At 37.1% G+C, this 14,692-nt stretch carries 8 protein-coding genes; all 8 read right to left on the bottom strand.

Features of this window, described 5'->3' with window-relative positions; genetic code table 11:
• Positions 1-70: 70 nt before the first annotated feature.
• On the bottom strand, positions 71-1,105 hold the full coding sequence (locus HCX49_RS23310) for a sialidase family protein (protein WP_168128283.1): 1,035 nt from the start codon (positions 1,103-1,105) through the stop codon (positions 71-73).
• Between the two features lie 69 nt (positions 1,106-1,174).
• On the bottom strand, positions 1,175-1,792 hold the full coding sequence (locus tag HCX49_RS23305; RefSeq protein ID WP_168128282.1) for a hypothetical protein: 618 nt from the start codon (positions 1,790-1,792) through the stop codon (positions 1,175-1,177).
• Between the two features lie 105 nt (positions 1,793-1,897).
• Entirely contained in the window at positions 1,898-3,481 is a 1,584-nt protein-coding gene (locus HCX49_RS23300; RefSeq protein WP_168128281.1) for a SusD/RagB family nutrient-binding outer membrane lipoprotein, read from the bottom strand.
• 11 nt (positions 3,482-3,492) lie between these two features.
• A complete protein-coding gene (locus HCX49_RS23295) occupies positions 3,493-6,825 on the bottom strand; it encodes a SusC/RagA family TonB-linked outer membrane protein (RefSeq protein WP_168128280.1) in 3,333 nt (1,110 codons plus the stop codon).
• 22 nt (positions 6,826-6,847) lie between these two features.
• Positions 6,848-8,023 carry an ROK family protein gene (locus HCX49_RS23290; protein WP_168128279.1) on the bottom strand — a complete coding sequence of 392 codons (1,176 nt, stop codon included), beginning with the start codon at positions 8,021-8,023 and terminating at the stop codon, positions 6,848-6,850.
• 328 nt (positions 8,024-8,351) lie between these two features.
• Positions 8,352-9,785, bottom strand: a complete 1,434-nt coding sequence (locus tag HCX49_RS23285; RefSeq protein ID WP_168128278.1) for an alpha-L-fucosidase — start codon at positions 9,783-9,785, stop codon at positions 8,352-8,354.
• Positions 9,786-9,853: 68 nt separating this feature from the next.
• Positions 9,854-11,434: a SusD/RagB family nutrient-binding outer membrane lipoprotein gene (locus tag HCX49_RS23280; protein WP_168128277.1), complete on the bottom strand. Its 1,581-nt coding sequence runs from the start codon at positions 11,432-11,434 to the stop codon at positions 9,854-9,856.
• Between the two features lie 18 nt (positions 11,435-11,452).
• Positions 11,453-14,677, bottom strand: coding sequence for a SusC/RagA family TonB-linked outer membrane protein (locus HCX49_RS23275; protein WP_168128276.1), 3,225 nt, complete (start codon positions 14,675-14,677; stop codon positions 11,453-11,455).
• Between the last annotated feature and the right edge of the window lie 15 nt (positions 14,678-14,692).

Below are 14,692 nucleotides of genomic sequence, written 5' to 3'. Positions count from 1 at the left end.
ATCTTTAATGATCCTACTCGTTTAGGATGTAAAATAAAATTGGGGCTGTCTATTATTGACAGCCCCAATTTTATTTTAATACAATGTGTTTAATATTCTTTCTATTCCAGGTATAGGTAATATGTATCAAACCATCATCATCTTGTATTATTGTCGGGTAGGAGTATTCATCCCCCTTTTTACCATCTTCTAAGATCAATGCATCTTTCCAATTCAGACCGTCTTTAGATAATGCCACGCGTAGTTTCGTACGTCCTTCCCACCAATCTTTTCCGGCAAGATCGGGATTATAAACGATCATAAATTTTCCATTGTTTAGACGTATTGCGTCTGTTGCCGCATTTGGATTAAGCAGATTTGTAGCTTGCCAAGGTTGCCAAGTCTTTCCGTTATCGTTGGAAAAGGAGCTCATGACTTTATTCTCTTTACTGCGACACAGGACTTGAATTTTTCCATCTGCATGTTGTACAACACTCGGTTGGATCACCTGAATGGGGCTATCATGGTTAATGTTAACAATTGACCACGTTTTACCTCTATCTGCGCTGATCTCTAAATGAGCTTTCCAAATTTCGTCTTTTGACTCGGTGCTTGAAGGGGAAAGGATAGTACCATTTTTTAGGGTGATGGGTTTGTTTTTGATGGGACCTAAAATGTTTTGGGGTAATGCTTTGGCTGTTGACCATGTATAGCCTTTATCTAGCGAATATTTGTAATAACCTTTCCATTCTCGAGGATTAGGTCCTATTTTATAATAAAGATATAGGCTGTCCGATGCTGGATGTTGATAAAATACAGGGTTCCATGTTGGATAGCGTTTGTCTCCAAGAACTCCATCGGCAACTTGCACAGGGGTCTGCCATTTGCCATTAATATAATGTGAAGTCCAGATCACAACATCGGGATTGGATTCATGTGTACCTCCAAACCAGGCGGCAATTAGGCTATCTTTTCCAATTTGTTCGATGGTAGAGGCGTGGCACTGTTTGAAAGGTACCTGACCTTCGTTAAAAATCTGAGTTGATGTTAATAGTGCAGGTCTATAATTATTGCAAGAAGAAAGGATAGTTAGTATGATTATAGAAAAGAAGAATAGTTTGTTCATATAAGTTTATTTGGTCCTGCACTTTTTCATATGTTAAACGAAGTACAGGAGTCTTTTTGGTTTTATTTTTTAGTTCGTTAATGTTTTAATATCTGATATATTGATTCCGGTAAAGCAATCGTCCTGACAATTTCCTATGACATAACCACACGATGAGATCATACCGTTATTCTTGGTTTCAAAAAATATCTTTTTCTTTTCTTGTGCTACAAGCCATTCACCTTTTGCCTTGGTATAAACGTCATCGAGTGTCATAATTTCAGTTGCTCCTAATCCATTATATTTTCCTAATTCTTTTTCAGATTCTGACCAGCTGAGGTATTCTTTTAATGTAATCTTCTTATCCGTTAGGTATGTTTTAAATGCATCCGTTATTTTTGCTTCAATTGCTGCAATTTTCTCATCTGTCCAGCCCGTAGCCGGCGAGATAAATTGATTACCAAACCGCTGAATGAGATGCTCTCGTTTTGTTACTTTTCCATTGATGACTGATATTGTTGTTGTGGCACTTTGTGTCATTAATGAGGTGTTTGTTTGGTATTGATAGGAGTTATAGCTTTCTTTTTTGAATTCTTTAAACTTTTCAAAGCTCTCTTCAAATTGATTTGAGTATTCAAGGTCGCTATTTTTACAGGAAAATACAGACAGACTCAATAATAAAGATAAGGTGTAAATGATCTTTTTCATATATAAGTATATTTATTGGTTGAAAAGATAACGAAGTTTGACGAAATATTGCTACAAAATAAAGGAAGCCACTTGCGTGGCTTCCTTTGTTAAGATTATTTAATTTTAATTAACGTCCCAGAAAAGTTTGGTGTTGACGTTATCTTGTGCTTTTACTGCTTCATAGTTCGTCGCATTATACACACTTTCTGAGGGTGGTAATGTAAATTTAACAGGCACTGTTTTTTGAATATCTGTGCCCTGGACAACAAAATCAAATTTAGGAAAATCTAATCGACGTTGTTCTGACCAAGCTTGAACTGTTTGCAAAACATTAAAATGTATCCATTTTTGTGTTGCAATTAACTCCAGTTTATTACCTGCCGCATCCCAGTTTATATTGTTTATATAAGCGGTAATTGCAGGTTCAGTCGGATTTGCTGCTGCAGGAACTAGGTTATTGTTTGATTTGCTTCTAATGTTTTTATATAGATCGATAGATTCTTTTATACTTTTTTCAAATGCTGTTTTCGCAGCACTTGCATTTCCAGATTTATTGTAATATTCAGCTAATAGTAAATTGGTTTCAGTAGCAGAGAAAAGTATCCCTGGAAAATAATGGTTTCTAGAATATGTTGATCTGTTGAAGATGGATAATGTTCCTCCGTTTACTGTGGAAATCTGATCTGCACTTGGTTTTGTTTGATCAAGTCCAATAAACTTACCCTCTGCTTTAGCTCCTGGTTCAAACATGAATGGCAATCTTGGATCACTATTATTTACCATATGATCAATCATTCTTTTACTTGCCAAATTGGCATACCATCCGCTCGCTTCAAAAGCCCCTTCGATATTTCTGGTATGAATACTGTTATCATCAATATTAAAAATATCCAATTGTGCATTTTCTGCATTTGTCAAAATCAATGGATTTGTATTTTGATTATTGATGATTTCGGCAATTTCTTGGTTTGCTTGTGTGGCGAATTTTGAACTTGCGGCTACTCTTGTTAAAAGTCTTAAACGGAGTGAATTGCAATATTTTTTCCAAAGATCAAGGTCGCCGTTGTTAATAATGTCCTGAGTTTTGAATTTATCTGTCATAGACTTACCAACAACAATTTTATTCAGTTCAGCACTTATACTTTTTAAGTCTGTTATCATTGTTGCGTAGATGTCTTCCGGTTGATCGTATGCTGGATATGAATTTTGATAATCACTTTTATTAGTGCTTAGCATACCTGCTTTTGACCAAGGAATGGGGCCGTGTAAATCGACTGTTTGCTGTGTTTGATCATAAAAAAGAATTTTAGCAGTTAAGAAAAAGATTCTTTTTTCCTCCTTTTCAATTGCTACGGAATTATTATAAGCAGTCTCTAGTTCTCTATATTGCGCAAGACCTTCATAATAACGACTCCATCTATCTTCAATTGCGGCGCCACCTGGTAAAAGCTGATTTGTTTCATTGATCCAGCCGGTTGTATGTAAGTATCTAAAGATGGTGGGGCGAAGTGTTACAAATAAATTTCTATATTCAGGCACAATTAATTGTCTGTAACTGTAGATCATCCCTGCAAATTGTTTTTCTACAGTAGTTTCGGTAATTTTTCCCGGATCTCGGTACATGTCTTCAAATGACTCTTTTTTACAAGAGCTCGTATAAGTTAATGTGGCTGCACATAAGCCTATAAATAATAAGTGTCTTTTCATGTTTTTAATTATTAAAAGCTAGCACGTAGCATTAAACCATATGTTCTTGTTGCTGGGCTTGTTCCTGCATTGGAAACTTGATTTATCCAGTTTGATCCCCCAGTCATTTGTTCTGGATCTAAATCTTTAATACTTCTATATAAGAAGAATAAATTACGACCAAAGGCTGAAATTTGAACATTTTTAGCTCTTAATTTCTCCGCAACAGCTTTTGGAAGACGATATGCTAGAGAAATTTCACGCATTTTAATATAATTGTTCTTTTGGACATAAAGCTCATATCGGGAGTTTGAATATTGAGGACCACCCCAATTGTACGTGTTGTTATAGTATGTAGCCTGAGAGATAATATTATCATTTTTTGAACCATCTGCTTTTACTCCATCCATTAACATCCCATCGTGATACACGATTTCTCCGTTAGGTCCTTGTGTTGCATTGGTTGCGATACCTTGTGTTCCTACTTTATAGTAACTCAATCCACCATGTTCTGCATCCATAGCAGTTAAACTTTCTTCCAATAAACCTCTACTGATCATCCAGTTGATTCCGGTCGGCATGACATGACCACCCCATCTGAAATCCATTAGGGCATCTAAAGTAAAGTTTTTATAGGTGAATGTATTTGTAAATCCACCCACAGCTTTTGGCATTGCATTTCCAGCTTTGATCCATGTGTTTCCATCAAGCTGATAAAGACCGTCACTCTTAACAATTTTATTGCCGTTACCATCTGTCGCGACTGGGCGCACCATAATATCTCCCATTGGTTGACCGACTTTTGATATCAATTGTGCAGCAGAACCATCATAATCTCTATGTAAAAGTTCTTTAACGCCTCCAGGTAATTCAACTACAGAATTTTTATTCATGGAGAAATTGAGGACAGTACTCCACTTAAAGTTTTCGTTTTGTACTGGCGTTCCATTGATCCCAAATTCCCAACCTTTGTTGCTAAGTGTTCCAACATTGGCTACAATTGAAGTCGATCCCATTGAAATAGGTAGTGTGTAGTCAAGGATTTGATTGTCAATCACTCCATTATAATAAGTGATGTCAAATCCTAAACGATTATTCAATAATCTCGTTTCTAAACCAAACTCGTACTCCTTCTTTCTCTCCGATTTCAGTTGTTCATTTCCAAATGCAGAAGTTGGAACTGTTGTATAGATTACAGGTGATCCGCCTGTCATTTGTATTCCTAGTGTAGATTGCGAAAGACTTGTTGGGCTCTGATATATTTTTGCGTAATTACCCACGATTCCATAGGAGCCTCTTAATTTGGCATAAGAAAAGACCTCAGGAAGTTGGAATGCTTCTGAAAGTAGTAAACTTGAGTTTACAGAAGGGTAGTAATCTACATTATCGTCTGGGTGCATTGTAGAGATGACTTCTCTTCTTAATGTTCCCTCAACAAACCAGTAATCTTTCAGATTGAAATTTACGGTTCCAAATAATGCATCTCTTAATTGATTTCTTCTATAGTTGTAGGTGGCACTTCCTCCGATTGTATTTGTTGATGCATTAATATCAAACCAGTCACGCACGCTTAAGCCACCTGCAGTTTCTCTTTGAAGATAAGTATCTATGGTTTTAGTAGCCGTGTATCCGACCATAGCTCCTACTTTAACATCTGTGGTGATCTGCTTATTGTAAGTTGCTAAGAAGTCACCATAGTAAATATTTGCATTTTGAAGCCCAATACCAAAATAACCTGTGTTTGCAAATGCTAAAGGTTTTTCATTAGGTTGTCTATCTTCTGTGCGCATATTGGTCATATCTGCCGAGAAACGTGCCCTCAAAGAGAAATCTCCCGTGACCTGCCATGTGTTAGTTACTGAACCTAATACACGATTGGAATACTCATCGTATTGTCTAGCTTTAGAATTCCACATAAAGTCTAAGATATCGGTTTTAGCCCCGTTGTATCTTATATTTTCCTCAGGAGTTAAGCTTTCAACATTAGGATCTTCGACTACATATTTATAGCCTAGGCTTGTTTTATATTTATTTAGGTACCAATCTGGATTATCAAATGTGGACATCATTCCTGTAAAATTGTTTATTAAACGATCTGTCAGAAAAGGTCTGTTGTGTGTATGTTGATTGACATAATTAACAACGATATCAGTTGTTAATTTATCCCAAAGTTTAAATGATGTATTTAGATTAGCAATGTTTTTCTTATTGTAAGAGTCCAATGCTGTCATTTGGTTATCCTGACGAGTGATCGAAAACCTTGTATTTGAGTTTTCAGTTGCGTGTCCCAAAGCAAGGTTAAAAGTTGTATTGTTTGGGTTGTTAAAAAGCTTATGATATGAATTTTGCGCTTCATAAGGTCTAACCACTCCGTCCCAGGAGATGACATCTTTGCCGTCAAATTTTGGCCCGAAATTAACTGATGCTGGCAAAAGCCCTCTTGTTACACCGTTAATTGCGCGGTCTGCCCCATAATAATAAAACATATCATCTGCCTGACCATCATTTTGATAGGCTTTTGTATAACCAGGGCCTCTTACATCTTGAAATCTAGGTAAATAAGCGATCTTGTCATGCGTATAAGTCGCGTTAAAGTCGACAGAAAAACCTTTTCCGCCTTTTCCCGATTTTGTGGTCACTAAAACAACACCGTTCATGGCTTCAGATCCATACAGTGCCGCAGCTGACGCGCCTTTTAAAATAGTAATGTTCTCAATGTCTTCAGGGTTTAAATCTTCTAAACCATTACCACGAGCACGTTGGTCACCCCAGTAATCGGAGTTATTGAAGGCTGTTTGCCGCATAGGAACCCCATCAATAATGACTAAGGGCTGTGAGTTTCCTGTAATGGAGTTTGTTCCCCGAATATTGATGTTGATCCCTGAAGTTGCTCCCCCTGGCGCCGCAGTAATACGGACGCCTGGTGCTTTACCGTATAATGCTCCGGCAAAGTTAGGACTTCCTGTTTTGGTAAGCTCTTCAGCCCCAACTGTACTCATAGCATACCCCAGCTCTTTAGGGGCTCTTTTTATACCCATTGCGGTTACAACAACTTCATCCAGTGCTGAAGCATCTTCTGTTAAAGTAGCATTAACCGTTTTAGTTGAACCAACTACAATTTCTGTTGACTTGTAGCCAATATTGGAAAAACGTAAAGTTTCACCTTGTGAGGCTTGAATTGTAAAACTACCATTTGCATCTGTCTGTGTACCGCGAGCTGTTCCTTTTACGGAAACGGTTACACCGGCGACTGGTCCTTTTGCATCTGTTACTCTCCCGGTAATAGATTGCTGTGCGAAGAGGGAGGATGCACTAAATAAGGTGCATAATGCCAATCCCGCACTTTTTTTGTAAAAATAACTCATAACGAATGGTTTATAAGTGTAATTAGTTTGTGTGAAAAAGTGTTTGTATAAAGTTGTCTATAATAAAGGCTGAAGTTCCTAGACTCTGGGCCTGTTTATTGGTATCAGATATTTTAAGTTGTGTGGCTTGCGCTAATCGTGGAATACAAAATTCGTTGATTGCGGTTTGGATCTGAGGCATTAAAATGGTTCCTGCTCGAGCTCCTCTGCCACTAATGATAATAGCTTCAGGATTGAGGATATGAATTAATGTCGCTATTCCTTTTCCTAGCATATAACCTATTTTTCCGAGATTGGCGACAGCTAATTGATCGCCATTTAGCGCACTTTCTAATAATGCATCACCCTGAGCTAACAGATTATTGTGCTGATCACCTTCTAAGCTTGATTTTTCTCCAGCATTAATTGCTGTCTGCACGTTTTTTACGGCTGCGGTAAGAGACGCTTCTACTTCAAGACAGCCTTTTTTTCCGCAGGAGCATAATTCGTTACTGTCACTGAGTGGAATATGACTGAACTCGCCGGCGTAACCGCTTGATCCTTTGAATATTTGGTCGTTCACGATCATACCCAAACCCACACCCCAGTTGAGATTAATGACTAAAGAACTTTTTATATTTTTAGCAGCACCAAATTTTTGTTCTGAAAAAGCAATACACGTGGAGTCATTTTCAATGATCGTTGGGATTTTAAAATGATCAGATATGTGCTTTTTAATATGATATAGCTTCGATTGTTTATCATACGAATCATTAATACCTTTCTCTGTATCAACGAAGCCAGGCATACTAATGCCCATACCTAAGAAATCGGTAACAGGAATTTTTGATTCAACAATGATGGCTTCTGTTAGACTGATAATTGTCTCTAAAGCTTTAGTGCTATTTTTTAAGGGATTATAGTTATCGACATTTTCTGCAATCACGTTATTTTCCAGATCAAATATGTAAATGGAAGTGTAGAATTGGTCTAATGCTATAACTAAAGTATAAGTGTTTAAATTGTTATTTATTTTAAATTGAATAGCTCTTCTTCCACCAGTAGATGCTGCAAGGTCATTACCTTCAATTAAATTCATTTCAAGTAATGAATTTACTGACTTTGTAATGAGTGGAATACTCTTATTAAATGTTTTACTCAACTGCGCAATCGATTGCAGTTTTTGAAAGTATATTGCTTTTATAATCTGGTTATTCATAATTGGATTGGTTTTCCGTAATAGTAAAGTTACAGTTATATTATTAAGATGCAAATACTTTTTACTTTTTTTTAATAAGTAAATTTTCTTAATAATGGGAATTAATATCATTTTAATCTAGTTAAGATATTTTGATTAAGATTTCAATATTTTGGAGGGAATAAATTGGGGAATTTAAAATTTTTGGGAGATTTTATTATTTTAAAACTATTTTTTGAGAAGAGATATAAGTTTCGAAAAATTGTAACAGGATTCGGAAAGATGGGCAAAAAAAAACCTACTGCAGGATCGATGCAGTAGGTTTTATGTAGTTATTTATTGTTAAACCTTATTTCGATTTTAATTGAATAACGGTAGCATAGTTTAATTTTGTGCTTGGATTCTTAACAATAATTTTATTTTCCTTTTGTGTCCATTTCAATTTTCCTTTGTGGCCTAAGATACTCATGTCTTTAATTTTGAAATTATCTGGAACATTGAATGTAAACTCAGTTGGTTGTTGATAGCTGTCGCCTTCTACAATATGGAAAACATTGACGGTCTTGCTATCCTTACTTCTGGTATAGTAATAATCTCCTTCGTGATAGGGAGCGACTGGACGGGTAGCATATATTGCGCCTTGGTTGATCTGCATCCATGATGCTAATTCTTTTAATCTGTCGTAAGCCGCTTGATCGTAGTCCCCATTTGGTCCAGGCGCGATGTTCATTAAATAATTGCCTCCTCGTGCGATAATTTTGATCAAAGTTTCTACAATTTTTTTAGTGGGCTTGTACTGATCATTAGGAACATAACTAAAAGAGTTACCCATGGTGATGCAACTCTCCCACGGGATGTCTAATGTGTGTTCTGGGATGGCCTGTTCCGGCGTGACATAATTTTCCCACTTCCCCGGTACAGTACGGTCGACGACAATGATGCCGGGTTGGTTCTTCCGCGCCATATTACCGATACGGTCCATATCTATATCTTGTTCTACCTTAATGGTTCGTTGCCAGTCAACAGATTGATCAATGGTTTTGAACGGTCTTACCCAACCGCCGTCTAGCCATAAAATATCCACTTTTCCATATTCAGAGGTCAATTCGTTCAATTGGTTATAGGTATAGTTTTTAAACTTCTCCCATCTTTCAGGATGTTTTTGCGGATCGTAATTCACGTTACGGTCTTTAGGTGGAAAATAGTTCCACCAATAAAAATCGGTATGCCAATCAGGTTTCGAAAAATAAGCACCTATTTTAAAGCCATCGTTTCGGAAGGAATTGAAAATTTCTTTTGTGATATTGGCTTTCGGATTTTTTGAAAATGGTGTATTGGGAGAGGTAACTTTGTAGTCAGACTCTTTCGTGTCAAACATGGCAAATCCATCGTGGTGCTTTGTTGTAAATACAACATATTTCATCCCGGCAGCTTTTGTGGCATCGGCCCATTTTTTAGGATCGAAATCTGTTGGGTTGAATGTTTTTTGTAAATTTTCGTAATTCTTTACATAATCATAATAGTTCTTTCCATGTTCCGGTTTACGCTGTGTCCAACCTTCATCTTCCGGACATAAGCTCCAGCTTTCGACAATACCCCATTGACTGTACGTGCCCCAGTGCATAAAAAGTCCGAATTTCATGTCCTGCCACTGTTCTAGGTTTTCAATAACTAATGGGTCAGTTGGTTTTTGGTAACCAGAAGATACATTATGAGCCTGACCAAAACTATGTTGTCCCGACCAGAGCAGCGCAAGGGTAGGGATTAAGGTTTTTAATTTCATGTGGTTATAATTTGTTATTATAAAACTAAAGCCACGTAAGTGGCTTTAGTTTTAAAGGTATAAAAAAATTAGTTGACGTCCCAAAATATTTTGGTGTCTCTCTTATCTTTCCCTTTTACTGCTTCATAGTTTGCTTGATTATTAGCAATTTCTTCAGAAGGGTACATCAAACGTGTTGGTGGTGTCGCATAGTTAGCTAAGCCCCCTTCTGGGTGAGTTAAGACAGGGTATCCTGTTCTTCTCAATTCTGCCCATGCTTGTTGTGCTTGAAGAAAACCGTAATGCAACCATTTCTGTGTCCAGATCAATTCAAGATCTTTAGTTTGATTGTTTGTGAATGAAATAGTGGAGCTGTTTGTAAAAGTATTGATGATATCGTCGGCAGGTTTTAATTCTGTTTTTAATCCTGATTTATTGCTATTGTTCAAATAATAGTAAAATGAAACCGACTGTTTTACAGCTGTATTATAAGCTTCTTTTGCTGCAGAACTAGCCCCCCAACGTAGTAATGCTTCTGCTTTATTGAAATTGGTTTCTGATGCTGAAAATACAATTCCGGGTAAAGCATTGTTATCGAAGATTGTCGCAGAATCTAAGACAGCATAGTCTTGATATTTTGTGTTGATTTCTTCTGATGTGAACGTTATGGGCATAGCCTTATATTCTTTGTTTGGATAAAAAACATTATTAGTTGTTCTACCAAATTTGTCAAAAAGAACAGGAATACGTGGATCATTGGACGGCAGCATAACTTTGTTTAGCATGTGGTCAGGCGCATATTGATTCGGACCTTCAATTAATGCTTGTCTCAAACTTCCGGTATAATTCGTTAAGGGCTGTAATAAAATATCTTCCGTTGCAGGGTTATAATTAGCCACATTACCGCCATCAGTTAATGGATATTGAGCTGGATTATTCAACATTTCCAATACTTCAGTTCTTGCTTTTGCTTCATCAACAAAAGAGATACGCATTAATAAACGAAGTCTTAGCGAGTTTGTGTACTTTCTCCATTTGTTGATATTTCCACTGTTAAGGATATCGTACTTAGAGAAATCAGCATTTGTTTGTGCTGTTGCTAAATAGTCATTGATCTTTTTTAATTCATCAATGAATTGATAATATAAATCTTTTTGTTCATCAAATTTAGGCTTTACAATTTCTCCGATAGCGGGTAAACTTCCGGCTTCGCTAAAAGGGATGTCTCCGAAGTTGTCAATCATTTTTGAAGCCTCGTCATACATCAATATTTTTGCTGTTTGCATGAAGATTTCCATATTTGGTTTTTCAGTCTCTGAAAGTTCTGAATAGGCTTTATTCATACTACGATTCAATCCTAATACGCCAGTCGAATAAAAATCTGACCAATAGGTGTACGAGTAATTGTCTCCTGGTTGATACATGCTCAATGAGGGCGTAAACGATGCAGTTTGCGTGTAAACAGCCTGATTTGATAGAATGAAAGTTCTATAGTGATAGTAAGATGGTCTTACCCGATCATTGTTGAGCATCTTTGCAAAAAATGCAGGGATGTTTGCTTGTGTGGAGGCATCTGGATTTTGAAATTTTTCCTCTAACTGCGATTTACAGCCCACCATCGTAGTGCAAGCTGTTATTAATGTTATGATTGATAAAAATATTTTTTTCATGATTTCAGTAGATTAATGTTAGAAATTAGCATTTAGTGAAAAACCAAAGCTTCTTGTCGCCGCAGTTGAACCTACGTCAACACCTTGAGACCACCATGCATTTCCAACTGGAGCTTCTGGATCCAGGTTCTTTAACGTTCTATAGATATAGAATAAGTTTCTTCCCAATAGCGATACGCGAAGGTTGTTGATTTTAAGCTTGTTCGTGAAACTGTCAGGAATCTTGTAACCGATCGATAGCTCTCTTAATTTAATGAAGTTATTGTCGTATACTGCTCCTTCCTCTGACCAAGAGTTTGCTCCCCAGCCGAACGTATTCATATAGTATTCAGGAGCACTTAAATGTACATCATTTGCTTTTCCTGTGTTTGCATTGACACCTTGTAGCGTTATGCCTGTCTCTCTATACTGAAGTGTGTTTTCATATAAACCTGCACTCATACCATATTTGAGGTTTTCAGATACCATCTGTCCTCCGAAACGGTAATCTGCTGTAAAATCTAGCATAAAGTTCTTGTAAGTAAAGGTATTGGTCCAGCCTCCGATTGCTTTTGGCATAATGTTACCTACATGCTTGTATTTCGTTTTATCGATCACGTAAAAGCCTTCGTTAGAAATTATATTATTACCCTGCTGATCTTTTGCGATGTCATATACGTAGATGTTTCCTAGTTTTTCACCTTCTCTAGCTGTGATTTTTAAAGAGTTTTCATCTGCCGAATAAAAAAGAAGTTCGTCAACGCCTGGTGCTAATGTTTTTACTTTAGAATTGTTGAATGAATAATTTAGTCTTGATGTCCAAGTGAAGTTATCATTTTGGATCGGCGTGCCGTTTAAAGATACCTCTAAACCATTATTCGCAACTTTACCTATGTTAAGAATCTGACTTCTAGCACCTGTTGAAGAGGGAAGTGTCAAGTTAAGGATTTGATCTTCAATGTAGTTATTGTAGTAACTTACATCTAAGCCTAATCTATTTTTAAGAAACTTTAACTCTACACCAAATTCCATTTCGTACTTACGTTCTGGTTTTAAGTTTAGATTACCATAATTGCTGGTATAGGTTAATGAAGGTACTGCACCATTGACACTTAGAAGTGGTGCCTGCGTATTGGAGATATTCGCTGCGTAAATTGGGGCATCGTTACCTACAATACCGTATGATGCACGTAATTTACCATAGGAGAATTTATCAGATTTCAAGTCAAATGCATCACTGAAGATAAAACTTCCACTAACAGAACCGTACTGATAATTGTTGTTTGCAGTTGGTAATGTTGATGAATATTCTGAACGGTAGGTACCATCTAAATAGGCATAGCCTTTATAGCCAATATTTAAGGTTCCAAAATAGGCATATTTTAACATCTCTTTTCGACTGTTGGTCGTTTCGGCTTGTGCATAACTATTACTTAAGCTAAACCAGTTTTCTGTCACTAGACCTGCCGCCGTATTTGAAGATTGATCATCGTAGCTTTCGGTTCTGGATTGAAAACCTAAACTTGCTGAATAATCAAAATCCTGACTAATCTTATTGCTGTATGTCAACATGGCATCACCATACAAAATCGAGTAGGCTCCTTTGGAAGTTCCAAAACCACCGGTGCTACTTTTTGCCGGATTGTAAGCAGTTGCATATTCTGTATATTGTTTATTTGTACTGGTCGCTGAGGTAAAGTCATTACCGATTCGCCCTCTGAATTTTAAATGATTGACAACATCCCAATTTAATGTTGCGCTCGTTAAGATTCTATTTTCGGTTTCTTCGTAACTATTTTTGTATTGATTCCAAAAATAATCTAGTAAGTTTGTTGCTCTCATAGGAAACAAAAATTCTTCTGGACGACCACTTCCTTGTTTTGAATATTTGTAACCTTCTGATGTTTGATAGGCATTCTTCATCGCAGACATATCCTCCGTTCTGCTGAAAAAACCATCAAATGTACCTAAGACCTCACCCAATAAGCGCGCTCTATTGTGCGTGTTTGTATTCACAAAGTTGGCTACGATATCGGTTGATAATTTGCTACTTAATTTAACCGTACTGTTTAAGTTGAAGGTGTTTTTATTTTGTTTACTGCCTGGACTTGTACTTTTGTAGTCCATACGTGTAGCACTTAAACGGTAGTTAATTTTATCAGTTTGATTGGATATTCCAACGTTGGCTGTTGAATTGTAACCTTTGTCGAATACGTCGTAGTAGTTGTTTTTTCTAGCAACATAAGGTCTAATTTGACCATCCCACCATAGGACATCTTCGCCTGTAAATTTAGGCCCAAAACTTCCGTATGCCCTGTAATATGGTCTTCTTCCTCCAGGTAGTTTGTCGTCAACAAACCACCCTTCTGCAGTAGCGCCATTGGCAATATTTGTTTTCGCGTCATATCCAGGACCATAGGTATTCTGAAATTTAGGAAGGAAAGCAGCTCTTTCTATTGATCCATTGTAATTGAAGTCAACACCCAATCCTTTTCCCTTAATACCTTTTTTAGTTGTGATCACAATAACGCCACTTGCTGCATCGGAGCCATATAATGCACTTGCGGCCGCACCTTTTAAAATAGAGATATTTTCGATATCGGAAGGATTGATATCTAACATACCATTACCGCGGATGCGTTGATCATTCCAGTAATTATTATTATTTGCGCCACTAGACCCATTTTGCTGATCATTACGGATAATGATACCGTCAACTACATAAAGAGGTTGTCTTTGAAAATTTAATGAGTTAATTCCTCGAATTTGTACGTTTACGGCACTTGCAGAACCACCTGGTGCTGTTGTGATTTTTACACCTGGAGCTTTACCATATAAAGCCGATCCAAAGTTCGTGTTACCCGCTTTTGTAATTTCTTCTGCTTTGATACTGCTGACCGCATATCCTAAAGCTTTTGCATCGCGTTTAATACCCATTGCTGTCACGACCACTTCATCTAAAGCTGAAGCGTCTTGTATCAACGTTACATTAATCGATTTAGTTGAACCAACCAAAACTTCTGTTGGTTTGTATCCAATCGTAGTAAATCGTAAAGTTTCTCCTTGTGAAGCCTGGATGGTAAAGCTGCCGTTTGCAGTGGTTTGTGTCGCTCGTGAGGTTCCTTTTACGGTAACCGTTACGCCGGATACTGGTCCCGAAGCATCTTTTACTGTTCCGGTAATGGATTGCTGTGCGAATAAGGATGATGCACTGACTAAAGTGCATAACGCTAATCCTGCACTCTTTTTCTGAAAATAATTCATGAGTAATGATTTATA

Origin of the sequence: Sphingobacterium sp. B16(2022) (genome assembly GCF_012030425.1) — a bacterium.
Lineage (GTDB): Bacteria > Bacteroidota > Bacteroidia > Sphingobacteriales > Sphingobacteriaceae > Sphingobacterium > Sphingobacterium anhuiense.
Note: the sequence above shows the minus strand (reverse complement) of the source record. Positions and strands in the feature narration are given on the sequence as shown.